The 25,620-nt window shown below is 45.2% G+C and carries 20 protein-coding genes; 10 read left to right on the top strand and 10 right to left on the bottom strand.

The annotated features are described in order from the left end of the window. Positions 1-39: 39 nt before the first annotated feature. Positions 40-2,619 (bottom strand): glycoside hydrolase family 3 protein, encoded by a 2,580-nt coding sequence (locus JV36_RS0114180; protein WP_032097679.1) that lies wholly within the window; start codon positions 2,617-2,619, stop codon positions 40-42. A gap of 9 nt (positions 2,620-2,628) precedes the next feature. After that, complete coding sequence (locus JV36_RS0114185; protein WP_032097678.1) at positions 2,629-3,885, bottom strand: sugar MFS transporter; 1,257 nt, start codon at positions 3,883-3,885, stop codon at positions 2,629-2,631. A 204-nt stretch (positions 3,886-4,089) separates the two neighbouring features. Here JV36_RS0114185 and JV36_RS0114190 point away from each other — a divergent pair, with 204 nt between their 5' ends. The 3 genes from JV36_RS0114190 to JV36_RS0114200 are packed head-to-tail and all read left to right on the top strand — an operon-like array spanning position 4,090 to position 8,036. After that, the gene (locus JV36_RS0114190; protein ID WP_032097677.1) at positions 4,090-5,442 is read left to right on the top strand and encodes a GH1 family beta-glucosidase; all 1,353 of its coding nucleotides are present in this window, start codon (positions 4,090-4,092) and stop codon (positions 5,440-5,442) included. Positions 5,443-5,467: 25 nt separating this feature from the next. Continuing rightward, the gene (locus JV36_RS0114195) at positions 5,468-6,469 is read left to right on the top strand and encodes a LacI family DNA-binding transcriptional regulator (RefSeq protein ID WP_032097676.1); all 1,002 of its coding nucleotides are present in this window, start codon (positions 5,468-5,470) and stop codon (positions 6,467-6,469) included. Between the two features lies 1 nt (position 6,470). Further along, the gene (locus JV36_RS0114200; RefSeq protein ID WP_032097675.1) at positions 6,471-8,036 is read left to right on the top strand and encodes a sugar porter family MFS transporter; all 1,566 of its coding nucleotides are present in this window, start codon (positions 6,471-6,473) and stop codon (positions 8,034-8,036) included. A 42-nt stretch (positions 8,037-8,078) separates the two neighbouring features. Here JV36_RS0114200 and JV36_RS0114205 read toward each other — a convergent pair whose 3' ends face one another. From JV36_RS0114205 to JV36_RS0114230, 6 genes are all read right to left on the bottom strand, one after another. Further along, positions 8,079-9,644, bottom strand: coding sequence for an ATP-binding cassette domain-containing protein (locus JV36_RS0114205; RefSeq protein WP_032097674.1), 1,566 nt, complete (start codon positions 9,642-9,644; stop codon positions 8,079-8,081). A gap of 1 nt (position 9,645) precedes the next feature. Next, positions 9,646-11,370 (bottom strand): ABC transporter ATP-binding protein/permease, encoded by a 1,725-nt coding sequence (locus JV36_RS0114210; RefSeq protein ID WP_052010360.1) that lies wholly within the window; start codon positions 11,368-11,370, stop codon positions 9,646-9,648. Positions 11,371-11,602: 232 nt separating this feature from the next. Beyond that, the gene (gene cydX, locus JV36_RS19445) at positions 11,603-11,716 is read right to left on the bottom strand and encodes a cytochrome bd-I oxidase subunit CydX (RefSeq protein WP_032097673.1); all 114 of its coding nucleotides are present in this window, start codon (positions 11,714-11,716) and stop codon (positions 11,603-11,605) included. Between the two features lie 10 nt (positions 11,717-11,726). Beyond that, positions 11,727-12,860, bottom strand: coding sequence for a cytochrome d ubiquinol oxidase subunit II (cydB, locus tag JV36_RS0114220; RefSeq protein WP_032097672.1), 1,134 nt, complete (start codon positions 12,858-12,860; stop codon positions 11,727-11,729). Then, positions 12,857-14,437, bottom strand: coding sequence for a cytochrome ubiquinol oxidase subunit I (locus tag JV36_RS0114225; RefSeq protein ID WP_032097671.1), 1,581 nt, complete (start codon positions 14,435-14,437; stop codon positions 12,857-12,859). The genes cydB and JV36_RS0114225 overlap by 4 nt, the downstream gene beginning before the upstream one ends. A gap of 257 nt (positions 14,438-14,694) precedes the next feature. Further along, on the bottom strand, positions 14,695-15,360 hold the full coding sequence (locus JV36_RS0114230; RefSeq protein ID WP_052010358.1) for a Tll0287-like domain-containing protein: 666 nt from the start codon (positions 15,358-15,360) through the stop codon (positions 14,695-14,697). A 211-nt stretch (positions 15,361-15,571) separates the two neighbouring features. Between JV36_RS0114230 and JV36_RS0114235 the strand changes: the two genes are divergently transcribed. The 7 genes from JV36_RS0114235 (at position 15,572) to JV36_RS0114260 (ending at position 24,119) form a co-directional block, all read left to right on the top strand. After that, on the top strand, positions 15,572-16,960 hold the full coding sequence (locus JV36_RS0114235) for a sigma-54 interaction domain-containing protein (RefSeq protein ID WP_032097776.1): 1,389 nt from the start codon (positions 15,572-15,574) through the stop codon (positions 16,958-16,960). A gap of 160 nt (positions 16,961-17,120) precedes the next feature. After that, positions 17,121-17,525, top strand: a complete 405-nt coding sequence (locus tag JV36_RS0114240; RefSeq protein WP_235207851.1) for a hypothetical protein — start codon at positions 17,121-17,123, stop codon at positions 17,523-17,525. A gap of 79 nt (positions 17,526-17,604) precedes the next feature. Continuing rightward, positions 17,605-19,788 carry a TonB-dependent receptor gene (locus tag JV36_RS0114245; RefSeq protein ID WP_235207852.1) on the top strand — a complete coding sequence of 728 codons (2,184 nt, stop codon included), beginning with the start codon at positions 17,605-17,607 and terminating at the stop codon, positions 19,786-19,788. Positions 19,789-20,002: 214 nt separating this feature from the next. Next, on the top strand, positions 20,003-20,179 hold the full coding sequence (locus JV36_RS19720) for a hypothetical protein (RefSeq protein WP_160173378.1): 177 nt from the start codon (positions 20,003-20,005) through the stop codon (positions 20,177-20,179). 1,134 nt (positions 20,180-21,313) lie between these two features. Continuing rightward, complete coding sequence (locus tag JV36_RS0114250) at positions 21,314-22,546, top strand: MFS transporter (RefSeq protein WP_268746596.1); 1,233 nt, start codon at positions 21,314-21,316, stop codon at positions 22,544-22,546. Positions 22,547-22,912: 366 nt separating this feature from the next. Beyond that, complete coding sequence (locus JV36_RS0114255; protein WP_032097669.1) at positions 22,913-23,716, top strand: siderophore-interacting protein; 804 nt, start codon at positions 22,913-22,915, stop codon at positions 23,714-23,716. Between the two features lie 211 nt (positions 23,717-23,927). Next, positions 23,928-24,119, top strand: coding sequence for a CsbD family protein (locus JV36_RS0114260; protein WP_032097668.1), 192 nt, complete (start codon positions 23,928-23,930; stop codon positions 24,117-24,119). A gap of 101 nt (positions 24,120-24,220) precedes the next feature. Here the strand turns inward: JV36_RS0114260 and JV36_RS0114265 are convergent, their stop codons facing one another. Together JV36_RS0114265 and arfB are read right to left on the bottom strand one after the other, a co-directional pair. Then, a complete protein-coding gene (locus JV36_RS0114265; RefSeq protein WP_268746597.1) occupies positions 24,221-24,952 on the bottom strand; it encodes a SurA N-terminal domain-containing protein in 732 nt (243 codons plus the stop codon). Between the two features lie 126 nt (positions 24,953-25,078). Further along, entirely contained in the window at positions 25,079-25,495 is a 417-nt protein-coding gene (gene arfB, locus JV36_RS0114270; RefSeq protein ID WP_032097666.1) for an alternative ribosome rescue aminoacyl-tRNA hydrolase ArfB, read from the bottom strand. Positions 25,496-25,620: the final 125 nt, after the last annotated feature.

Below are 25,620 nucleotides of genomic sequence, written 5' to 3' on the forward strand. Positions count from 1 at the left end.
TTACAATACCAGCCCTAGAATTGTCGGATACACTAACAACTAATTACATACTATATCGGCCGATTCAGCAGCCTGAGGCGTAAACTGAATATCTGCAACGCTGATGCTTGCCTTGCCTGAGCTACCAAGCTCAAACGGAACCACAAGGCCGGTAAAGTCGATACCTGCATTTACAAAACACTGTAAATCGATACTGAGCGAAGACCATGTGTTTTGCTCTAAGGCGTTCACTTGTTCGCTAATATCAAGTTGTGCAGAACAGCTACCTGGCTTATCGCCCTCGCCTTCACAATTCATACCCACAGTGAGGGAGCCCTCAACCGCGCTATGAGGGTTAATATTTAGCGTAAGCGCAGCTTTATTAAGTAACTGGGCACTTAAGTCTTCGCGGAAGAAGCTTTTGCTCGCAAAACGCATGGCGGCAAACTCACTGCCATCAAAGGTGACTTTACGGGCATCTTCCTGAACGACTTTATCCACCGTGCGATAGGTAATCGCGCCCACGTTATGGGTGCTCGCATTAACCGTTAGCGACTCATCGCCAGAGTAAAGCCATAACACCCAAGGCGACTGCACCGCACCGTTTAATATTTCAAGAGACTGACTGTTGTCACTGCTTATGCTGACCTCGGTGTTCAAGTTATCCGCTAGCACATTGTCGTCACCGTAAGTGAGGCCAAACCCGTATGGCAAAAGTGGCTCGTAGGTGTCGTCGCCAATATTCACAATTTGCTGTGGCTGTGCTGGCCATGAGAAAGGAAGCTTACCTTTAAAGTCTTGTTTGCCAAATAATACATCGGCCACCGCCGCGCCCTCTGAACCAGGCAACCATGCCGCTACGAACGCATCAGATGCGTTAAGCTCTGCGTTTACCCACATAGGGCGACCGCTGATAAAGACTGACACTACAGGAATACCCTGTGACTTGAAGCGCTCAAGCAGCGCTAGGTCTTTTTTATTGCCGTACTGATAAATTAGCGTCTCTCTGTCACCGTGGCCTTCTGCGTAAGGCTCTTCGCCAAATACTACAATTGCCACATCTGGCGTGTTCCCGCCTTGTGCAATTTCACCATCAACAGAAAGCACGACATCGCCACCCGCAGCCTCTACATGGTGTTTAATGCCGTCGTATATGGATGTGCCGTCAGGAAAATCAGCGTTGGTATTGTTGGTTCCCTGCCACGTAATACTCCAGCCACCAGACTGCTTGCCTATATTGTCTGCTGCATCGCCAGCCACTACTATGCGTTTAGCAGCAGATAGAGGAAGAATACCCTGCTTATTTTTAAGCAAAACCAGAGACTCACGCACAGCTTGACGTGCTACCTCGCGATGCGTTTCGTTTCCGATAAGCGACCGATCGCCAGATAAAGGGCGGTTGGCAGGACTTGGCTTATCAAACAAACCCGCTCGCAATTTTACTCGCAAAATACGGCGTACCGCGTCATCAATACGTGACATGGGAATGACGCCATCTTTAACGTGAGCTAAGGTAGATTCATATACCCCTTTCCAGTCGCTAGGAACCATAAAAATGTCCAAGCCAGCGTTAACTGCTTGTGCACAGTCAACGTTGCTGCAGCCTTTAACCTGGCCATGACCATTCCAATCTCCAACGACGAAGCCGTCAAAACCCATTTGCTCTTTTAACACATCAGTTAGTAAATATTTGTGGCCGTGAAGCTTTGCGCCATTCCAACTGTTAAACGACGCCATCACCGATTGAGCGCCTGCGGTTAAACCACCCACATAGCCCTGAGCGTGAATATCGAACAACGCTTGTTCGCTAGCAACATTGTCACCCTGATCGTCGCCGCCAACGGTTCCGCCATCACCCACAAAGTGTTTTACCGTACTGATAACTCGTTGGTCACTGAGAAAATCTTTATCAGCCGCGCCCTGCAGCCCTTTAACTACTGATGCCGCATAGTCGCGCACAATGGCTGGGTCTTCTGAATAACTCTCATAGGTCCGGCCCCAGCGGTCATCTCTCACCACCGCCACGGTAGGCGCGAAAACCCAATCGATACCCGTCGCCATGACTTCTTTCGCTGTAATGTGGGCTATCTTTTCTACCAATTCTGGATTTTTTGCAGCTCCTAAACCGATATTATGAGGAAATAAGGTCGCGCCAATCACATTGTTGTGACCGTGCACTGCATCTGTGCCCCACATGGTTGGAATTGCAGAGCCGTCGAGGCTGTCATCGATAGACGCTTGGTATAATTTTTCAGCTAGGGCAACCCAATCATCCGGCGTGGCGTGCTTATCATTGTTTGGAAAGGCACCACCTCCATTTAAATACGAACCGAAACCATACTGACGCATTTCTTCAACCGTGATATTGCGAATTTCCGGTTGGATCATCTGCGCTATTTTTTGCTCAAGCGTCATTTGCGATAAAAGGTCTGACACTTGCTTTTCCACAGCAGGGTCTTGTTTTACTTCTATGTCGAGTTTAGGCCATATTGCTGCAGCGCCTGTGTCAGCTGAGCTAGTTTTTAGCGAACTGCTCTGGTTAGCACTATCAACATTATTAACGGATACGTCTTTTTCAGATTCAGCGCAGCCACTTAGTAAAGCACCAGCAATGACTGAAGCGAGTAATGTATTTCGCATGGTGATTCCTTAATCTTTTATCAGTTGAGTTACGCGGCTGCCTATCAAACCGTAATAGGCGATATACAGGTAGCAAGACGCCGGTAGCAAGAATGACATAGTCACTCCGATGCTGTCTGCCAACATACCCTGGAATAAAGGGATGATAGCGCCGCCCACAATGGCTAAACATAAGATGCCTGAGCCCTGTGGCGTATCCTTACCAAGCTGCTGAAGTGCCAGACTGAAGATGGTAGGAAACATAATTGAATTGAACAGACCCACACCAAGTACGGTCCACAACGCAAGCGGTCCCGTGGTCGATATTGATAGCACTATTAGAAAGATAGCCATGGCTGAATTAAATGCCAATACGATACCACCAGACACTTTTTGCATTATTAATGCACCGATAAAGCGCCCTACCATGGCACCACCCCAATAATACGCCAACAACTTAGACGCTTTCGCTTCGGTTAAACCTGCAACCGAGGGACTCGCAAGGTAGTTAACTAACATACTGCCAATAGCCACTTCAGCGCCTACGTACATGAAGATACCGACTGCACCGAGTACGAGATGCTTGTGCTGCCACGCGCCACCTTTGAAGATACCGGTATTACTGCTGGTGTGATTAAGCTTAGGCAGTTTTAGATACAAAAACACGAGAGCAAGCAATAGCAATGAAGCTGCCAGTATAAGGTAGGGAATCTGAACGTCAGAAGCCGATGCGGTGGCAGCGTTGTGCTCACCTGTTGCACCGTACATTAAATACGAACCAAAGAAAGGCGCTACAGTGGTGCCAAGTGAATTAAATGCTTGTGTCATAGTAAGGCGAGAGGAGGCGGTTTTTGGGTCGCCTAACGCAGTGACATACGGATTTGCTGATACTTGCAAAATGGTAATACCGGATGCCAACACAAATAAGGCCAGCAGGAATACACCATATATTTGGCTCTCTGCAGCGGGATAGAACAATATGCATCCCAAGCAGGCTATGCCAAGCCCCAATACAATGCCTTTTTGGTAACCAATTCTAGAGACGATTGCGCCAGCGGGTAACGAAACAATAAAATACGCACTAAAAAAGCAAAACTGGATAAGCATTGCTTGTGTAAAAGTGAGGTTAAACGCACCTTTCAAATAGGGAATAAGAATATCATTCAGGCAGGTAATAAATCCCCACATGAAAAATAACGTTGTTAATGAAATGAGAGCAAAACGATAATTACCGTTTGGCGCCGCACTGTTCATTGGTTGTGATTCAGCTTGCGATGGTATGTCCACTGATAACCTCTATTGCTATTTTTGTAATTAATGATAAATTAACATTTGAAAGCGCTTACATGGAGATATGCACTCTTTGTAAGCGCTTACATTTCAGTGAATAATTACATGAAGCGTTGCCGAATTCAATGTAAAAATCATGTTATTTTTGATTTATGAATAACAAACTATAATCAAAGTTTGTTAAGCCTAGGACATGAGAAAATGCCAAACATTACGCTGCCCGCCGACTCCTTGTTGTTATCAAAGGACTTTTTATACGGCGTAGCCACCTCAAGCTTTCAAATAGAGGGTGATAGAAGCGGGCGACTAGACTCAATTTGGGACACATTTTGTTCACAAAATAACACCATTGAAGACAACTCCAATGGTGATATTGCGTGTCAGCATGTGGAAAAATGGCAGGAAGATGTTGCACTCATCGCAGGGTTAGGAGTTGATGCATATCGACTCTCAATCTCATGGCCTAGGGTGGTTAACAGCGATGGAACCATCAACCATATCGGCATGCAGTTTTACGTAAACTTGGTTGACGAGTTAGTAAAACGCAACATCAAAGTATTCGTCACCTTGTATCACTGGGATCTTCCTCAGTATTTAGAAGAAAAAGGCGGATGGTTAAATAGAGAAACGGCCACAGCCTTTGCGCATTACACTGACATAGTAGCCAGTGCGTTAGGTGATAAAGTGTATTCTTACGCTACCTTAAATGAACCATTTTGCTCAGCGTACCTAGGCTACGAACTCGGTATTCATGCACCGGGCAAAACCGGCGTGGCCAACGGCAGAAAGTCTGCGCACCATTTGCTGTTAGCACATGGTCTAGGTATGAAGGTGCTTCGCGAGAAATGCCCTAGCAGCTTAAATGGTATTGTGCTTAACTTTTCTACTTGCCACAGTGCCACAGAATCACCAGCCGATAAGTTGGCCGCAAAGCTTGCCGATGAATACCATAATCGTTGGTATTTACAGCCGATTATTGAAGGCACCTACCCGGATGTGTGCGACCAACTGCCCGTAGAGCAACAGCCGGATATTCTCGAGGGAGACATGGACATTATCTCTCAGCCAATAGATTTCTTGGGCATTAACTTTTATACGCGCACCGTATATAAATCCACAGAAAATGGTTGGTTCGACGTACAAGAACCTGAGAATGTGCCTTTAACTGCCATGGGCTGGGAAATTACTCCCGATGCCTTTACTGAGCTATTAGTAGATTTGCACCAGCGATATTCACTGCCACCCATTTACATTACCGAAAACGGTGCCGCCATGGATGATGAAATGGTAGAGGGTGAAGTTGCAGACAGCGACCGCGTTGACTATTTCAACTCCCACCTTAACGCCGTACACAATGCCGTTAAGGCAGGTGTGGATATTAAAGGGTATTTCGCGTGGAGCCTGATGGATAATTTTGAGTGGGCACTTGGCTATACAAAACGATTTGGCATTGTGTATGTAGACTACAGCACTCAAAAAAGAACGTTAAAACAAAGTGGTATTGCCTATCAAAAACTGGTCAACAGTAGAGTTAATGTTACATTAGCGGGATAGGATAAAAGGATAAGTACCCCACACCATGGCAACTATATACGAAGTTTCAGAAGCAGCAGGCGTTTCACTTGCTACCGTTTCCCGCGTTATGAATGGAAACACGAAAGTAAGCGACCGCACCCGTAAAAAAGTTGAGACCGCAATGGCTGAATTAGGCTATCAGCCAAATGCCATTGCACAGTCCTTAGCATCTAATAGAACTAATAGTGTGGGCCTATTAGTTTCTGAACTTCACGGTTCTTACTTCGGCGACCTAATGAGCACCGTAGAGCAGGCGTTAAAGCTGTATGGTAAACACGTTATTATTACTGCCGGACACGTGGATGAAAAACGTGAGCATGACGCCATTGAGTTTTTGAAAAGTCGCCGGTGCGACGCCCTTATACTGCATGCTGAAGCGGTGTCAGATGAGTACTTAACAACCTTGTGCAAATCCGACCTACCCGTTGTGGTTATTAACCGAAAAGTAGACGGACTGGATGATCATTGCTTTGTTGTTGATAACGAAAAAGGGGGGTATTTAGCCGCCCAAGCAGCAATACAGCAGGGGCATAAAGAGATAGGTTACATTAGCGGCCCCAAATTCAAAAAAGATGCAAGCGATCGCCTAGCTGGGCATAAACGTGCGCTTACTGAAGCAGGCATTGAAGCAAAAGACGACCATATTTTTGAAGGTGATTTTCATGAATCCTCGGGGCAAGAGGGCATGCATTATTTGAAACAGCACTTTCCTGATATTACCGCCCTTATCTGCGCCAACGACGAAATGGCGTCTGGTGCAATGACAGCGGCGCGAGAGGCAGGGCTTGAAATTCCACAGCATCTGTCTATCGTGGGTTTCGATAACGTGCTGTTTTCCCGTTATTTATACCCAAAGCTCACCACCATCAATAACCCCATTCAATCCCTTGGCGAAATGGCCGCGCGCTGGGTGCTTAAGAATGTCTACGACACCAAGATAAACCACGCTATTGAGCATTTGTTTGTGCCTGAAGTCGTTGAAAGACATTCACTGAGCAAGCGCTAATATGATAAAAAATGTGCCTACCTCGCTTTACTATACGCTTATCGTCTCCCTTGGAGGCTTTATATTTGGCTTTGACGCTAGTGTAATATCTGGCGCCATTGGCTTTATTGACGTTGAATTTGGCTTAAGCGACTGGCAACAGGGCTTTGTTGTAAGCTCTCCTACCCTTGGCGCATTGTTTGCCATGCTGTTTGCGGGCGCAATAAGCGACGCTATTGGTAGGCGTAAATCACTTATTATTGTTGCACTACTGTATTTTATCTCGGCCATTTGCTCAGCATTGGCACCAAACTATGTATTATTGGTTGCTGCACGCTTCATTGGCGGTATTGCGTTTTGCTCGTTAATTATTGCACCGGTTTATATTTCTGAAATTAGCGCGGCTAAACACCGAGGCAAAATGGTGTCGGTGAACCAACTGAATATCGTGCTTGGCTTCGCCCTGTCCTACTTCAGTAATTATTATTTCTTGCAGCTCAGTAACAGTGAGCTCACATGGGTAAAAGAGCTTGGCATTGATACCCATACTTGGCGCTACATGCTAGGACTTGAAACCCTGCCCGCTGCGCTCTGGTTTACCCTGCTTTTCTTTGTACCTAAAAGCCCTCGCTGGCTCATGCTGAAAGGAAAAACCGACGAAGCCAAGCAGTCAATATCTACGCTTTTCGACCCCCGTGAAGCAAAAATGCAGCTTGATGAAATTTACTCATCGCTGTCAGAAAAGAGCTGGTCGTTAAAAGAGCGGCTTAGCTCTCTCACCGTTAAATCGATGCGTTATCCATTGTTTATTGGTATTACCATCGCCATTGCTCAACAAATTACCGGCATTAACGTCATTTTCTTTTACGCCCCCACTATTTTTGAACAAAGTGGTGTGGGTACCGACGCTGCATTTATGCAAGCGGTTTGGATTGGCCTGGTGAACGTCGCATTTACCGTGGTTGCCATGTTAACCATCGATAAATGGGGCAGAAAACCGCTGCTTATTATTGGCCTTTGCGGTGTTGCTATCAGCATGACAGTATGTGCCTACGGCTTTAAACAGGCAGTGTATGAAATTGACAGCAGCGATATTGCAGTAATACAACAAACAGACCAGCAGCTTGCTGCCAAGCTCACAGAGATAAAAGATGTGGTGTACTACTCAGACGTCACCTTTAAACAGAGTCTGCAGGCTACGCTGACCACCGCTGAATATGACACACACCAGCAAAATATACTCAACAGCAGTATTACTATGAACGCGCCCTTAGTGCTATTTGGCATTATTGCCTTCGTGGCGTCTTTTGCTGTATCCCTTGGCCCTGTAATGTGGGCCATGCTAGCGGAAATATTCCCTAATCAAACCCGGGCTATCGCCATATCTCTTGTGGGCGTGATTAATTCACTCACCAGCTTTTTAGTACAGCTTGTTTTTCCTTGGGAGTTAATGAATTTAGGCGCTGCGGCGACCTTTTTCTCCTACGGTATTTTTGCCCTAGTAAGCTTAGTATTGGTCGTTAAATACTTCCCTGAAACTAAGGGGAAAACCTTAGAGCAAATTACCGAATCGTTTGAGGTTAGATAAAACTAAACTCTAATTACGTGGCCGCAAAGAAAGCAAACCAATTTACGCCAACTGGCGCTCGTGCAACCCTGTGTTTTCTACATTCGCTTCTTCTAACACCACATGCTTATCAATAGACAGCGCAGTGGGTAGCACATGAGAGGCCACGATAACTAATCTACGCTGAGCCTCTTTTTCTAGTAAAGCGCACACCTGCTCTTGGGTTCTAATATCAAGGCCTTCAAACGGCTCATCAACCATTAACACGATTGGCTCAGCTAACACGGCTCGTGCTAAAGCAAGCCGTTTTCGCTCTCCACCAGATAGTTGCCTGCCCGACTTTCCAACCCAATTTGTTAACGGTAAAAGCGTGTCCAAGCCCAATGCTGATAATAATTCACACATGCTTTTTTGCGAAATATCACACCCTGCGGGGTCTAAATTCATTTTAATGCTGCCAGATAAGATAATGGGTTCTTGCTCTACATATAACCAACGCTTTACCAAACCTTCGGGTAAGGCGTGACCATCTACTTTTCGCTCACCGTTAGCCGTAGCGGGTAATAAGCCGGCTATTGCCTGCAAAAGAGATGACTTCCCACAGCCAGATGCACCGCTTATCGCTACCACACCCTTTGCAGGTAAGTTGATGGTTACCGGCACAGTACTGCGACCTTTCGCCGCAAAATGCGTAAGCTGTAAAGACGTTAACACCGGTTTTTCTGCCAAATGCCGTATAGGCGATGTGTTCAAGCTATCTAACGCGTTACTGCTCTGTTGATGTTGCGCCGCATTTGCTACCGCATTAAAGCTAGCCGACGCCCAATCTGGCGCGGCTAACAACACCATTGGCACAATAAGCGCGATGGGAGCAAACACGGCGACCTCTGCAAACGGCAATACACCGGCCATCAATAACAACGTAAGTAAAAAAGCGGCACCTTGGAACATCCACACTGTATGTATTGTCTTTCTCTTTTGCTGAAGCTGCTGCTGCCATACAGACGCCGCGCTTGGGGCATTTTCAACATTCTTTTTGCTATTCAAATGCCAAATTGGGCTTGCCGCCAAAAAGTGTGAGGAAGCACGTCTAAATGCGCTCGTTGCTTCTGTGTTTTCACGCGCTATCGCTAATGCACTTAGCCATTGAAGGGTAAGCAGAATAATCCATGCGCAGTACAAAATAACGAGATAAATAGCACCGGGAAGGCTCGTCCATAACGCAGTTATACACGTCACAGTAAAAATAAATAGAACGCTAGATAAGGGGGAAATCCACGCTATCCATTTGCTAGCAAGCACTTCGGTGTGCTGCGCTAATGCTTCCGTAGACGATGCTTTGTCGTCTAATTGGCAGTTGTGTAGTTGTGAGAAAACATCCATTCTCACGGCTGCAATTCGACCTAGCAGATCCTTATGGCCAACCCACATACTGGCATATCCCGATGCTATACGAAGCAGCGCCAAACCACGAATGACCACGGCGGGAATCACGTAGTTAAACCCCATTGGTGCAATTGCGCTGATGGCGATAAACCATGAAGAAATCACTAAGATACTGAGCCCGGCGGTAGCGTGAACCACAGCAAGTACAAGGGTTATGTAGGCAGGCCTGCTTTCATTCTTCATTTTACTGCTCTTTCTTTTCAGCATGACTCAACGGATGTTTATTAATAACCTGTTGGTGCTCTACGTGCCAGAAACCAGAAAACCAATTGGCTGGCAACGCTTTATGTGAAGCCCATATCACTGTTTTATCCTGAGTTAGTCGGTAGATAAGTTGCGCTATTCGATGGTGCTGCTCATCGGGAAGGTGTGCTGTGGGCTCATCGAGTAACCATAATGGGCGATCGCGCAATAGGGCTCTCGCTATGCTTAGGCGCTGCGCCTCGCCACCTGAAAGTAGCGGGTAGTCGGTCATTAGGGTATCTAAACCAAAGGGTAGCTGCTTAAGCCAATGGGACAGCTCGACTTTTTCTAACATCGCTAGTAGCTGCTGGTCTGTGTATCGGTCGTATAAACACAAATTGTCTCTTACGCTGCTGGGTAAAATAACAGGGTGCTGAGTTAACCATATTGACGGCCACTGACAGCGATGTGTTGCACGGCGCTGACCTGCTAATGCCTCTAAAAGCAGGGTTTTGCCGCTCCCTGAACGACCGCTAAGTAAAATGCAGTCGCCTTTATTAAGCGTCAGGGTTTGCGCACTGACTATGGCGTTCTTGCCTTGCCCTGCCTCTGCCAGCTCATCAAATACCGCGAATTTTTCTGCAACAAATCGATTGGCATTTTCACCATGCGCTGAGATGGTTTGCGTTGCGTCCACTGTATCGTCTTTCATTTCGGTATCACAAAAGGAGCTCGCCACAATTGGTTTAAGTGCTTCCATAGCAGACTCGGCCTGTGCTTTTTGGTGATAGATTTGTCCTAACCTTTTCATTTCACTTAGCAGTAAAGGAACAACAAGTAGGATCCACAGGCCCTGTTGCAAAGTAATTTCAGGGCCAACATTTAGCTCATCAAGTAGTGTAAAGCCGATGAAAACCGCGACTAGCGCCACAGATAAGGTGGCAAAAAAATCCAGTACGCTGTTAGATAAAAAAGCAACACTCACCACTTTCATGGTGCGTAAATTTAAGGTCTCGCTTGCCTCTTTGAGTAAATCGGTTTGCTTTTCGTGAGCTTGAAAGGTGGACAACATAGGCAGTGCCGCCAATCTATCTGTAAACATACTGCCAAGACGGGACAGTGCTATAAAGTGTTTCTGATGAAGTGCGGCTGCCCCTTTGCCTACAATGATCATAAACAAAGGCACCACCGGCAAAGTGACGAGCAGTCCTGCACCGATAACGGGGTTCACAACAAATATTACCGCCAGCGCGAGTAGCGGTACTATTACCGCGATGGCTTGCTGCACGCTATATTCTACTGCCCAGTCAGTTACGTCGTGCAATTGCTTTTGCCACAGCGACTGCCAGTAAAACACTGTTTGCTGTCGAACCAGTGCGTGCTGACGATTGGCAAAAACCGCCGTTAGGGCTTTCTCTAGCTTTGCCAATGTATTGGTTTTAGTGTCTAGAGACTTGTGGTTAGACACCCCTTGCAGTAGCCAGGCAAACAGTAAAGCAAGGCCAAGACCGATGATATGAGAGTGTGTTCCATGAACCTTATTAACTACCCAGCTATGGGCGATATGAGAGAAAAAATAAAAACCAATGATTAAAGAAAAAAGCGACAAACACTTAATGACGACCAGACGTGTTTGTGATGTACGCACACCAAGCTTATGCGCCTCATCAAGCTGCCTACACCAGGAAGTCAGTGTTTGTCGGTTGGGAACCTTTTCTTTAGTCACTGTTTACTCGTTTAATATTATTGTGTGTGTCTAGCGTTATTCAAAAGCACGCGTAAAAACTAATTCAAAAATAGGTGCAGCCACCTTCACTATTGTGTAAGTGGCTGCGCCTGCTTTATGCAAACTAGCTGCACTAACTTAACTAACTTAACTAACTGCACTATCTTAGCTAACTTCATTAACTGAGCTAGCTAGGTTGTTGCGGTCTACATTTCTATATTTTAAAACAGGGTTAGTCTGCGTCTTCAGGCCGGTCCATATTCTCTGTCGACTCCAGCCACATGGCATTAATAATGCCAAACGAACACGCTAGCAAAACACCCAATATCCAAGCGAAATACCACATAATCGTCTCCTTAATAAATAGTATGAGATTGGTCTAGGTCGTCGTTTTTAATGCGACCGCGCATGACATAAAAGCTATACGCCGTGTAACTCAGCACAATGGGTACAAAGATGCATGCAACGATAAACATCACGTTTAATGTAAGATGACTTGAGGTAGCATCCCAAACGGTCAGGCTTGCATTCGGCATGGTGATACTAGGCATTAGAAATGGAAACATGGACATTCCCGCGGTTAAAATAACCCCTGCAATGAAAAGCGCACTCGATACGAAAGCCATCCCACCGTTACCTCTTTTAGAGAAAAACGCACAAGCAAGACCAGCAACAGTACCTAACACAGGAGCAATAATGGTTAGCGGATAATCGCGGTAGTTGTTTAACCAGGCTCCAGCTTCCACTGCTACTTCTTTTTTCAGCGGGTTTGACGTGGCTATCGTATCCACTGCCGAGGTAATAACGAAGCCGTCTAAGAACGCCACCCAAATACCCGCAAGAACGAACAGCACAACCCCAACTAAACTCAACACAATAGAGACGGCGCGGGCACGAACCGCGATAAACCCATCGGTTTTCATTTGCAGCCACGTAGCGCCGTGATTCAGCAGTATGGCTACTGACAATAGGCCAGCCACAAGTGCAAAAGGCGTAAGCAAACCAAAGAAAGACCCTGTGTAAGTTGAACGCAAGGTGTTGTCCATCTCAAAAGGCACACCTAACAACAGGTTTCCAAAGGCGACACCGAAGATAAGTGAAGGGATAACGCCACCTGCAAACAATGCCCAATCCCAGGCTTTACGCCATTGAGGGTTAGGTAACTTACTGCGGTAATCAAACCCAATAGGACGCATCCACAGCGCAATCAATGTGAGCGCGAGGGCTAAGTAAAAGCCCGAAAAGGCCGTTGCGTAAATCATGGGCCAAGCGGCAAAAATAGCGCCACCTGCAGTGATAAACCACACCTGATTGCCATCCCAATGAGGGCCTATGGTGTTAATCATAACGCGGCGCTCTTTATCGTTTTTACCGATGAGGGTGAGTAGCGCACCCACGCCTAAATCGAAACCATCGGTAACCGCAAAGCCAATAAGCAACACGCCCACTAAGCACCACCACACTACGCGAAGCATCTCGTAATCAATCATGCTTTTGCTCCTTCATTGTCGATATCAATTAACTCGAGTTCAGATTCACTCTGCGTTTCTTCAGGTGGTACTGGCCCTTTTTTGGCAAACTTTTTCATTAGGTAAAATGCGATAATAAACATGACAGTATAAAACGCGGTGTAGGCAACCATAGTGGTTACAACATCACTGACAGCAAGATTAGATACAGAGGCATGCACGGGTAATATTTCTGCAATTGACCACGGCTGACGCCCATATTCGGCCACAAACCACCCTGCTTCACTGGCTACCCAAGGTAGAGGCAAGCTAAACAAAGACGCTTTCAACAGCCAGCGGGGCTGAGTAATCCGGTGTTTTGTGCTGTAGTAAAAGGCACAGATAAACAGCGCCAACATGATAAAGCCAGACGCCACCATCAATCGGAAACTCCAGAACAGCGGAGCGACGGGCGGAATACTGTAGTCCACCGCTTGTTGCAACGCTAAGTCAGACGGGTTGGTAACATCGTTAGCGTAAGGCTCTAGCAGCATGGCATAGCCTAAACTGTCTTTGTGCGCTTCAAACGTGGCGAGTTCTTGCTCTGTTGCCGTGCCGCTTCGCACGCTATCAAGCAATTCATACGCTTTGATGCCTTCCAAAATGCGCGCTCGATTTTGTTCTTTGAGATCCTTTATCCCTGTGACTTCTTCAGTGAGAGAGCGAGTGGCAATAATGCCCATAGCCCACGGGATTTGAATTGCATATTCGGTCTCTTGCTTTTCGTCGTTAGGCAATCCAAACACAGTAAAGGGAGCAGGCGCTGGGTGCGTCTCATACTCGGCTTCAACCGCCGCAAGTTTTACTTTTTGCACATCGCCAAGTTCATACCCGCTTTCGTCACCTAATACGATGACCGATAGGGTTGCTGCTAAGCCAAAGCTTGCCGCAATAGCAAACGAACGACGGGCAAACGCAATATGCTTGTGATTAAGCAAGTAATAGCTAGATATAGCTAACACAAAGATAGCGCCGGTGACGTATCCTGCTGAAACCGTATGCACAAACTTAACTTGCGCCACAGGGTTGAAAATAACTTCAGCGAAGCTCGTCATTTCCATGCGCATTGCTTCAAAGTTAAACTCTGCACCTACTGGATACTGCATCCAGCCGTTAGCAATGAGGATCCACAGTGCAGAGAAATTTGAGCCAATGGCTACCAGCCACGTTGCCATAAGGTGTTTAACCTTAGACATTTTGTCCCAACCAAAGAAAAAGAGACCTACAAAGGTCGACTCTAGAAAAAACGCCATTAATCCTTCGATGGCAAGGGGAGCACCAAAAATATCACCCACGTAATGGGAGTAATATGACCAATTCATTCCAAACTGGAATTCCATGGTAAGGCCTGTCGCCACGCCAATAGCGAAATTGATACCAAACAACTTGCCCCAAAACTGAGTCATTTGTTTGTATATTTCTTTACCGGTCATGACATAGACCGACTCCATAATGGCCAGCAAAAAGCTAAGCCCCAGGGTTAGGGGTACAAATATAAAGTGGAACATTGCGGTTAACGCAAATTGCCACCGCGATAGTTCTATTAACGTATCGCTCATGGGTTATCTCCCTTGTATCTTAGATGCGCAGCTCGCATCTGGCGTTGGTTAAAGTAATTGGCTTAATGCATGTAACAGCTAGCAGCAAAGCTCCCCTGCTGTAAAAGCAACGAGCAAACTGATTTACCGTGATAAAAATTATTGCATGGAGGAAGAGGCAGGGTTTTGATCTAACGCAAAGGACTGACGAGATAAAAAATGTCAAATTTGACAATTAAATGACAAATTTGACATGTCTTGAGTATAAATGTGGGTAGCTAATCTGCCTGTGGCTTAGGTGGCAAATAGGTAAGAGAAAAGGCACCTCTTAAACTTCCAACATCAAATCCGGTGGCCTCGTCGTTGGGGTATGCTTCTTTGATGGTACGGTAAACGTCAGGCGCGATATTATTGCCATGGCACGCTGTGCATACTTGGCCAGTTTGAATAGCCTTCATATATCGCACTTCTCCTGTCTGCTCATCCACATGCATCGCTTCTAAAGGGCCTGGCAGGTTTTGTGATAGCTGCTCAGCAAAGTGAGCTAGTTGAGTTTGTTCCCATTCATCTGCTGTATTATTAGGGTTTCGTACTTTTAATGCGGTTCTACCTACTGTCCAACCCTCGTTACTTAACGACTGTGCTATGGGCTCTGCCACCAGTTTACACTCTGCGACGCCTGCCTCTAAGCCACCGCGTTTAATCGCTTGCTGCAGCCTTACTTTTAGCGCGCCGCCGAGGGCTTTTGCATGGCCTCTGGCTTCCATGCGGATGTCTTCTAAATGATCTGGTGAAGCCGGTTTCTGTGTTGCATTTGCCGCCCCTGAGGCCAGTATGGCTACGGTGCAAGCGAAGGCACTGATGACCACAAGCCCTTTGCGTAGAGGCGTTTTTTTGCTAGTACTTATACTTGTCGCGATATTGTCAAATGAGTAGGGATTCATCTTGCCAACCTTAGGTGTTGATTGTTTGTTTAATTCCTCAGTGTTTTCGCACTATTTCAACGTATTTCAGCGGTGAAAAGGCTGTCTTAACAGCAAAGGTTCTGCGTTTGATAAACAAGCAACGTGCCAACGTGATAGTATTTGGAATAATAAATTAGGATTAGCTAATGTATTTTGTGAGTGCGATATGAATATATCTATTATTCAAGCCATGATTAACGCCATTGATAAGCCTGCTATTTTTATTAGCCCTAACTACGTTATTGAAGCCGTCAATAAACCGTATCGGGACACCTACCCTGTTGATATAAAGTTAGGTTTCAGCACTTGCTATCACGTGTCTCATCGAAACAACAAACCATGTAATGAATGCGGTGAAACCTGCCCAATGCAGGAAAGTAAAAAAACAGGCAGGGCAGCGAATGCGGTGCATATTCACGCCACTAATGAAGGCCAAAGCTATTGCGACATTCTTATGCGGCCAATATTCGGTAGCGCGGGGGAACTATTAGGCTACCTGGAAGTATTGGATAAGCTGACATTTGCGTCGAATAGCCCGTCCCCCGGTAAAATGATTGGTGAGTCTGAGGCGTTTAAAGCCATGCTGAATAAAATTAATCGTGCGGCTAAATCAGACATTTGTGTACTTTTACAAGGTGAAACTGGGGCGGGAAAAGAGCTTGTATCACAGGCTTTGCACTCTGCAAGTTACCGTGCCAACAAGCCTTTTGTTGTGATTGAATGCACAGGGCTGTCTGATGCGTTATTTGAAAGCGAGCTCTTTGGTTACGAAAAAGGCGCTTTCACTGGTGCGTTTTCAAGTAAAAAAGGGCTGGTTGAGGCCGCTGAGGGCGGCACATTGTTTTTTGATGAAATTGGTGACGTACCATTAGCCATGCAGGTGAAATTACTGCGCTTATTCGAAACTCAAACCTACCGCCCGGTGGGCAGCACGACTGTAAAAAAAGCGAACTTTAGACTTGTTTGTGCGTCTCACAAAAACATAAAAGCGATGGTTCAGCGTGGCGAATTTAGACAAGATCTTTATTACCGAATAGCAGGGTTTCCCATTCAGCTGCCGGCCCTGCGAGAGCGTCCTAGCGACATTCCAATGTTAGCTACGCATATTTTATCGGCGCTAGCAGAGAAAAAACGCCTTCACAAAACGGTGTTAAACCGCCTTTCTACTTATTCCTTTCCTGGCAATATTAGAGAGTTAAAAAATATAATTGAGCAGGCAGCGCTGCTTGCTAATGAAACAACAATTCGTGAGCACGACCTGCCTGAATCTATTTTTGACGAAGCTACTGATAGTGCTACTGATAGCGCTGTGAATAACAGCTCCGATAATACATTTAACCGTGCAGTGAACGGTTCATATAACAGCACATCTACTACACTTACTGCCGCAAACTCAGACGCATTCTTAAAAGAAAATATTATGACGCTTGAGCACGCTGAAGCAGATTATCTAAAACAGGTTTGTCGTAATTATACTGGCAGTGTAGAAGAACTCGCTGAAGCCTTAAACGTAAGCGTGAGAACACTCTACCGGAAACTCCAAAAGGCAAATATCAAAATAAAAGGAGCTTTCTCTTAATCTTTTGTTTTAATCCTACCTTTTAAACCAGCCCTAACTCAGTTTTATCATTTGCCTGTAGACGGCTTCCCGTAAAAAGCGCTAGGATAACTGAAACATTTGGGGAGACGAGATCATTATTCGTTTTACGCTTACCACGCTGTTGTGCTTATCATTGCTAATGCAAAATGCATTGGCACTGGGTCTTGCTGCATTTTCAATGCAACAGGCACAGCTTCTTGTAAGCGAAGACATAGAGCTAATTTGTACCGGCAAGAACATGCGCTACATTTCGGTGAGTCAAACTCAACTGAAAGGCGAATTTGTTTATGTCAATCTTGACTCCCCCGACTTCCCAGCACTTTCAGATACACTGAATACTCTCGACACCCTTGATCACTCGCAACCTATCGATTGTACAAACGGTACACTGGCAGACCTTCCATCAAGTGATAGCGGTGTTTCACACTATGCTATCGACGCCCTTTTTATTCGCTACAAGGCGCTTGAAACTCGACTCAAACAGCAGCCTTACACTGCCTTTGCCTACTCGGCTGCACTAAGCCGCGCACCACCTATTTCATAACACCATTTAGTAAAAAATTGCTGACACAGAGTCTGTAGATTCCAAGCAGCATCATCTCTATTTAATATTTGGAAGTATTATGAAATTATCTGCAATTGCGCTCGCTGTGGCGAGCATCGGCTTGTCGTACTCAAGCTACGCCGCTAACGAAAACCTCCACCGCAGCCTTGATAAAAACAGTGCGCTTTCTCCAGAAAAGAGCGCTCCCGCATCGGCAATGGCATCGAAGTCGGTAATAGCACCGGCATCAACATCAGCATCCACCGAAATCATTACCGTCATCGGCTCGCCATTACGCTCTCAGAAAAGTGAGTCAATTACACCGCAAACTAATATGGATGCAGATTTTGGCGACCAACTCAGCACCCTTCCGGGTTTATCGATAGCCCGCAACGGCCCCGTTACTGCACTCATTCAGTATCGAGGCTTGTTTGGCGACAGGGTGGGAATATCGGTTGATGGTGTCAACATTGTTGGAGCAGGCCCTAATGCAATGGACTCGCCTCTTTCCCACGTACTGCCTGAGCCAGGGTTAATTGCTACCTTGTATCGCGGCATTGTGCCGGTGAGTGCAGGAGTACAAACACTCGGAGGCCAAGTAAATATAGCATCGCCAGCTGATGCGCTGTTTTCTATCGCCGATGGATTTCAAGGCAATATCAGCGCAAGCGCAATGGGGCCTGGCTCTGCTCAGCAGTATCAAGGAAATGCTTTTTATGCCACACAGGACAGTTTCTTCAGCGGCACCTTTATGCATCAACAGCGGTCAGAGCGTGAGTCTGGTAACGGAGAAGCAATACCCAACAGTAACTATCAACGAAATGGCGGTAAGTTGCGCATAGGACATCAAATTGGGCAACATCAATTTGACGCGAGCTATCAGTGGCTGAATACTAATGAAAGCGGCACACCCGCCCTCGCTATGGACATTACGTTTATCGATGCCGCATGGTATCGCCTAGGTTATCGCTACAACGCAGATACCAACACTTACCTTACCGTTAATGTGTTTGGAAACAGTAATCAGCACATTATGGACAACTTTTCTCAGCGGCCACTGATGATGGCCAACATGGCTCGCTTAAATACAACCGACGCAGTGGCGCAAGGGCTCGATACTACTTTTGTTACGCCATGGATAGACGGTGAACTGCGGTTGGGAGTAAACCTTCATAAGGGGCGTAATAACTCTGTGATTTCTAACCCTAACAACCCTATGTTCTTTATTGATAATTTTAGTAGCAGCACCCGCAGTACCACCAGTGCATTCGCCGAATGGGATTATTCATCAAAAACATTTTCTACGCTAATTGGCCTGCGTTACAGCAGAGTTAACCTAGATGCAGATGCAGCAGCCTCGAGCCTAACTATGATGAACGAGGCTGTTGCTTCCTTAGCGCAAAGTTTCAATGATGGGCCGCGGAGCAAAACTTATAATATGGTTGACGCTGCGGCCTCTGTTTTTTATCACTTAAATGATAAAACCGACATAGTGCTAGGTGCGTCGCAAAAAAATAGAGCGCCCACGTTTTTTGAGCGTTTTACCTGGCTTCCACTTGGCATTACTGGCGGGCTTGCGGATGGATTTAACTACATTGGCAATCTTGAGTTAGAAAACGAAACTGCACGGCAATTTGAGATAGGCATCGATTACACCATGGCATCGTGGCAAATCTCACCCCGTCTGTTTTACCAAGACATAGAAAATTATATTGCCGGTTCGCCCTCCTCAAACATGGCCGCAAACATGTTTTCCACCATGATGTCTGGTCGTGCCCCTTTTATGTGGAGCAACACTGACGCAGTGATAACGGGGGCCGATGTGACTGTTAACGGACAGCTTTCGGACACGGTTTCACTAAATTCGGTATTGAGTATACAACACGGTAATCGAGACGATATTGATGATGCCCTATTTCGTATAGCCCCTGAACGCCTTTTAACCACCATAGATTGGCAGACCTCGGTGTTGACAACACCAGTGACAATGAGTGTTACCTCTGAGCTAGTAGGAAGACAGAGCCACACCTCGTCATTACAAAACGAGGACAGCACACCAGGCTATGGCTTATTGCATATATCTTCCCGATGGCAGCCTCATAGAAACTTTCAGCTAACCGCTCAGATAAACAACCTGTTTGACAAGTTTTACGCACCACATACGGCAGGGGTAAATCGCGTTATGCAGTCTGACGTTGCCATTGGTGACAAGGTACCCAATCCTGGGCGCGAATGGCAGATATCGATTAGCTATCGCTACTGATAATTTGCCTTATTAAACGTATTGGTGATGAAAAGATCTAACCGTTAAGAACGTGGGCTTCTGCTTTCTTTTCGGTTGGGCTTTTTTGTTGGCATTTTTTTGTTGGGCTTTTTTTGCTCGCCTGTGCTTTGTTGAATCGATGTACTTCGGTTGGTGTGATCAAATTGACAAAACTAAACGTTTAAAATTTGTTCAACACAAATGGTGAAACGCCATGGCGCTACAAAGCTACATCACGAAAGCATTTGCTACACTTATAGACGAGCACAGCACAATGTCGTCAAAAACAATCGCCCGCCAAGTACTGCAAAACAGTGGGCTAAGCGAAGACGACATCAAGATATGTATCGAGAGAAAAACGCTGTCTTACACCTATATTTTTGAGGCGTAGTATGAAGTTTGCCTAGAGCTTTGCCATTTTATACTTAGATATTGTGCTAGCTAGCGCTCGCATTTTAAACCAAGCGCTTTTAATGCCCGCTTTAGCCCTTGGCTTATTGCGCGTTTAAATGAAGACTCCAATACTTATTCTTTTAATAGATTCAGCGCCGGACTTAACACTCACTTCACGCGCCACCTTAAATAGGCAACCCTCCATATAAAGATATTCTTATATTAAATCATTGATTCAATTTTTCTTTATAGCCTTTCGGGATAAAGTGTTGAGCCAGTACTTTGAACTAGTGCTTTGAATTAGCTCTTGGAATACGTCGTCAAATAATGACTGAAATAGGCAGCGTTTTAAAAGTAATCGCCGAGGAGTGTTAATTGGTTAAAGTGCGTGTAAAAAACTTCAAACATTAAGAAAATTTTACACTCGGTAATTATCGCGTTTTACTCGAAAATTAACAAATAAACCGAGATAAACTAAAAAACCTATACAAAACAACAATATAATTAATTTTCAAGCAGGAAAAGAAAGATGGCACAGTTCAAGCATGTATTATACTAACGGATAAGGTAAGAGCGTAATGTGAAGCCAGGAAGGCTTTTGAAATGGAGAGTCCATATTACGTAAGAGCGAGTTTGGTAGGTAGACAATTGTCACGATTAAAAGGAATGTGTCAACCACGGATAAATGGATTGAACCGAACCACGCTTTAGGACACTGAATGTCCGTTATGCTACTAATCGATGATGCGGTTGAGTTGGGATTAACTCAATAAAACTGAGCAGGATGCAAAAAGGCTATTTAATACGGAACTTAAATAACTTTTCTCAGTACCCTCATCGAAAGTATCGACATTGACGTCGTATCTAGCAAGGGATTGTAACTTATTTGGTATCGTTGAAGACTGTGTGTTACTTCAGCGAAACCATAGCGAGGACGTTGGTATGTACCCCGTACACTATCAATGAGTTGTCACATGACGACTAGCCTCTCCCCACCAAGACCCATCCCGGTCTTTACACAACTCTGATTTTTGCCCGCCTTTGGCGGGTATTTTTTTGCTCTAAATTAAGTAACACCATGACTTCGTGATACCCTAATAGGGTGTAGAATTTTTGTTAGGTATCCCCTCTTTTGCCCTCTTCTTCAAGGTTACAGCCCTCGTCGGCAATCGTATTCAGAGTTCTGTTTTGTGCGCTCCTTGCTACATCGGTGGGGCAAAGCGTTATGCTTGCTACATTACCGTCAATGGGGCGAGAAGCTAATCTATCTGAATTTCATATCGCTACAATAATGTCTAGCTCGGCGCTGATCTTTGCTATTGGCACCAATGTTTGGAGCAAAATAGCGCGGCGAGCTGGGTTTAAACGCATCCTAATTGTTGGACTTGCAGGATACAGTGCAGGAACCTTTGCTTTTGCAAGTGCGTGGATGGCAGGCTTTTCCGGCCTCATCAGCGGAACTAACCTTTTTTTAGCACTGCTTATTAGCCGCAGTCTGCAATCTACTATTATGTCAGCGACGCCTCCATCTGCTGTGGGCTACGCGGTGGCGATTAGCTCAGCCTCTGGGCGTGTAAGCGCTATAAGCAAAGTCACCTCGGCTAGTAATGTTGGTCAAATTATAGGCCCTGCCTATGCGGGGCTGCTTGTGGGCTTTGGATTGCTCGCTCCCCTTTATAGCATCGTCATTTTAACAATGTTGGCACTTATATTAGTCGTTTTTAAGCTACCTGTATTACCGCCGCAATCTTCAGAAAAACAGACTCAATCGCAAAATTTGGTACAAGATAACCCAACACGTTTACCCTATGTTTTTGTTGCTAGCTGCGTTTGCGTATTTGCAGCAATGGCAATGATGCAGCAAACCATGGGTTTCTTCTTTATCGATTTTTATGCTAAAAGCCCTGTTGAAGCCGCACGATTAGTGGGTTTTGCGATGATGATGAGCGCAGTAACCTCACTCACAGTGCAGTTTACTGTGGTGCAAAGAGCTCGCATAAGCAAAGAAAGCATGATGTCGATAGCATTACCGCTGCTATCCTTGGCTTACCTAGTTCTGTTTTTACAGAAAAGTTTTACAGTCTCTTATCTGGGCATGGCAATTATGGGCGTGGGTATGGGCATGGCCTACCCGTCTCTTGCTGCAGCAGCGACAACCTATTGCTCACCGTCGCAACAATCATCAATTACCGGTTTAATTACCGCAACAACGGCAATGGGATATATTGTAGGCCCGCCACTGGCTGCAACACTCTATCAAGTTAACATTGCACTGCCATTTGCAGCAGCCAGTATATTAATGGCACTTATTTCATGCGTCGTTTTACTCACACTTTATAAAATAAGGCGGTCGGCAGCCCATTAAACACGTTGCTTTTTGAATGTCACCTCAGAAAATATTGACTTATTTATGTGTTTAGCGAAATAAAGTTAAATAAATGTGGAACCTTTTTTAAACTTTGCCCTCTTACTTATACATGAAGTCGTTGAGTGTTCGGTTTTATGTAGTGTGTATGTGTTTTCCAAGTTATATTGTGTTTTTTTAAGGGGCGTTATGCCCCTTTTTCTTTTCTACCTTTCTTGTTTTTATTCCCTCTCTTTTTCTATTTATTTTCTTTTTTTAGCGCTTTCTACAAAGTCGAATTGAATTAGCTTTATTGTCCGTATTTTGCACATGTTAATGATAATCATTATCAATTAATATGTTAATTATTAAATCGAGGAGTCAATAATGTCAAAACCAAGTCCGCGCCTTGCAGAAGTAACCAAAACAAGCCGTATTTCCCCTTCTATCCAAAGAATTCATTTAGGCGGCGAAGCGCTTCGTACATTTCCGTCAACAACGCCAGGGGCTTACGTTAAGTTGATGTTTGACCTTGAAGGCCAACCGCTTACCGCTGTGGTCGATAAAAGCCAAGTTGCAATGCGTACTTACACGGTAAATAGCTTTAATCCATCGATACCTGAAATGACTATTGATATGGTGCTACACGCCAGTAATGGCGCAACGGGTCCCGCATCAGCATGGGCAAGCTCAGCCAAACCTGGCGATACCATACTGCTGGCAGGCCCAGGAACCAGTAAAGGATTAAGCGACACCTACCAATGGATTTTACTTGCAGGAGATATGACCGCCTTACCAAGTATTAAGAATCACCTCGCTGCGCTGCCTAAAAATACGAAAGGCTATGCAGTTATTACTGTTGAAAGTGAGGGTGATATCGTCGACATACATAAACCCGACGACGTTGAAATTGTATGGGAAGCAAAAGCACCTTTGCCTGAAGCTGTGGCTTCACTTTCGTGGCACGAAGGCTTACCTGCCGTATGGATAGCTTGCGAATTCAGCGATATGCGAAATATAAGACGCTGGCTGAAAGACGAAAAAAAACTGCCTCACGAACAGCTTTATATTAGTAGCTACTGGAAAAAAGGCCGTAGTGAAGACCAGCATAAAATAGAAAAGCGGCAAGATAGCGAAGCGTTTATTAATAGTTTAAGCGAAGCGTCTGTAAATAGTTTAAAAGCAGGGTAAGCAAGCTCTCGCTGTTCATGCAGAATTTTCAGGCGCTTGTAATTACTGCACGAATTATAGTCCGCCATGTAATCCAATATTAATAATAGTCATTAATTTCAGCACCTTACGTATTGGACTGTGAATTGCACCTATATTATTGAGTAAGCAACTCAGGTCGACTCCAAAGGCCAACAAATGCTTTTATTCATTATGACAAGGAGAAAACATTATGAACAGTGATCGTATCGAAGGTAATTGGAAGGAAATGAAAGGTAAAGTGCAACAGAAATGGGGCAAACTTACCGACGACGACCTAGATAAAATTGATGGTCGCAGAGAAGAATTAATTGGTAAGGTTCAGCAGGCATACGGCAAAAATCGCGATGAAGCAGAGCGTGAAGTCGATAGCTACTTAAACTAAATAGTCATCTGAGTGAGATGGCTATGTAGATTAATGAGTAATTTGACAATTAGTCTACGCATCCACCTTTTCACATAGCATATGATGAAAAGGTGGGTCTTTTAGTTGCTTTTACCGCCTTCAGAGGCGCTCATGCTTCTTTCCCACCATGGAAAAGAAAAGTCGATATTGTCTGGCTCTTGAGTCTTCGCATATTTCATGCGAACCGAACTCCAAAATGCCGCTTTAAATATTGGGTCGTAGATAACAAACTCACCCTTCTCGCTGTATTGCTCGAAAAGCTGCTGGTATGCGCCAACCGGAGTAAGCGGGTTATCTTGCTGAAAAACAACGTCACCGCCATAAGCTTCGTAAAGCGCTTTAGACACTTTCCAGCTTTTAGCCATGCTTTGCGCTAAGGCCATGCGATAACGCTCAAGCTCTTCTTCAGGGTATTCACCCGCATTGTCTAAATCGACAGTCCACAGCTTTATTACAGAATAGGCTGATTGAATTTCACTGTCTTCAGGGGTAATTTCATTTTTATGTGCAAAGTCAGCTAGAACCGATTCAGTGATCTTGCTACCTAAAGCACGTTGGGCAAGTAGGTGGCGTACTTCCTTTTCAGACTTATCCGTTAACATCGATTGGAAACGCTCTACGTCTGCCTCAGAAGGCTGCAGCTCACTATTTGTGATTGATTGATTAAATAGTCGCGCAATGATTTCATTTGCTGCCTGGGGAGTGTTCATGCCAAGACAAAAAACGATAGCTGCAAAGAGCACCATTGGGATAACTTCTGAACGAGTCACTTTTTCTGCTTTCCTAATTTCCGATATTGAGAGTGAGCACACATCGATTAGATGCGCTGTTAGGCACTACACCCCAGCACACAAGACACATCTAGTTATATTTATTAGAATTTTCCGTTGTCTTGCGGAATGACAAATTTTGAAGCTAATACTTTAGTTTATTTACTCCTAAACTTCCACTTTTCCACGCAAAGATTTTTTCGCACCTCGTAATTTTTTTGCGTCTACTCTTCGCGCTTTCGCGGCGCGACTCACTCGCGTGGGTTTTCTTGGTTTTTGCTTAATCGTCGCTGCTTTAATCCACCCTATCAGTCGAGTAATCGCATCTTCTCTATTTTGTTCCTGCGTTCTGTAATTTTGTGCCTTCAATACAAGAACGCCGTCGGTTGTGATTCGCTTGTCTTTTGCAGAGAGCAAAGACTCTTTAAGAGCATCCGGCAGCGATGATGCCCGTATATCAAAGCGCAAATGAATAGCACTACTTACTTTATTTACATTTTGACCACCCGCACCCTGTGCACGAATAGCCTGCATCTCTATTTCGCTTTCATCAATTGATATTGACGACGTTATTTTCCGTTCCATTGACCTTCCTATAACCTATTTAACGGGCTTCTTGATAACTTTTGTAATGAGCGTTTCGCCGCTTTCTTTTTTCATCAATACGCATTTCTCAAACCATACATTTCTCAAATGCTATGCCCTTTCAC

It is taken from the genome of Alteromonas sp. LOR (assembly GCF_000753865.1).
Lineage (GTDB): Bacteria > Pseudomonadota > Gammaproteobacteria > Enterobacterales > Alteromonadaceae > Alteromonas.

Bases quoted from the DNA above. Each gene is read 5' to 3' on its own strand.
- JV36_RS0114180 (WP_032097679.1), bottom strand. From the start codon at position 2,619: ATGCGAAATACATTACTCGCTTCAGTCATTGCTGGTGCTTTACTAAGT.
- JV36_RS0114190 (WP_032097677.1), top strand. From the start codon at position 4,090: ATGCCAAACATTACGCTGCCCGCCGACTCCTTGTTGTTATCAAAGGAC.
- JV36_RS0114195 (WP_032097676.1), top strand. From the start codon at position 5,468: ATGGCAACTATATACGAAGTTTCAGAAGCAGCAGGCGTTTCACTTGCT.
- JV36_RS0114200 (WP_032097675.1), top strand. From the start codon at position 6,471: ATGATAAAAAATGTGCCTACCTCGCTTTACTATACGCTTATCGTCTCC.
- JV36_RS0114205 (WP_032097674.1), bottom strand. From the start codon at position 9,644: ATGAAGAATGAAAGCAGGCCTGCCTACATAACCCTTGTACTTGCTGTG.
- cydX (WP_032097673.1), bottom strand. From the start codon at position 11,716: ATGTGGTATTTCGCTTGGATATTGGGTGTTTTGCTAGCGTGTTCGTTT.
- cydB (WP_032097672.1), bottom strand. From the start codon at position 12,860: ATGATTGATTACGAGATGCTTCGCGTAGTGTGGTGGTGCTTAGTGGGC.
- JV36_RS0114225 (WP_032097671.1), bottom strand. From the start codon at position 14,437: ATGAGCGATACGTTAATAGAACTATCGCGGTGGCAATTTGCGTTAACC.
- JV36_RS0114230 (WP_052010358.1), bottom strand. From the start codon at position 15,360: ATGAATCCCTACTCATTTGACAATATCGCGACAAGTATAAGTACTAGC.
- JV36_RS0114235 (WP_032097776.1), top strand. From the start codon at position 15,572: ATGATTAACGCCATTGATAAGCCTGCTATTTTTATTAGCCCTAACTAC.
- JV36_RS0114240 (WP_235207851.1), top strand. From the start codon at position 17,121: ATGCAAAATGCATTGGCACTGGGTCTTGCTGCATTTTCAATGCAACAG.
- JV36_RS0114245 (WP_235207852.1), top strand. From the start codon at position 17,605: ATGAAATTATCTGCAATTGCGCTCGCTGTGGCGAGCATCGGCTTGTCG.
- JV36_RS19720 (WP_160173378.1), top strand. From the start codon at position 20,003: ATGGCGCTACAAAGCTACATCACGAAAGCATTTGCTACACTTATAGAC.
- JV36_RS0114255 (WP_032097669.1), top strand. From the start codon at position 22,913: ATGTCAAAACCAAGTCCGCGCCTTGCAGAAGTAACCAAAACAAGCCGT.
- JV36_RS0114260 (WP_032097668.1), top strand. From the start codon at position 23,928: ATGAACAGTGATCGTATCGAAGGTAATTGGAAGGAAATGAAAGGTAAA.
- arfB (WP_032097666.1), bottom strand. From the start codon at position 25,495: ATGGAACGGAAAATAACGTCGTCAATATCAATTGATGAAAGCGAAATA.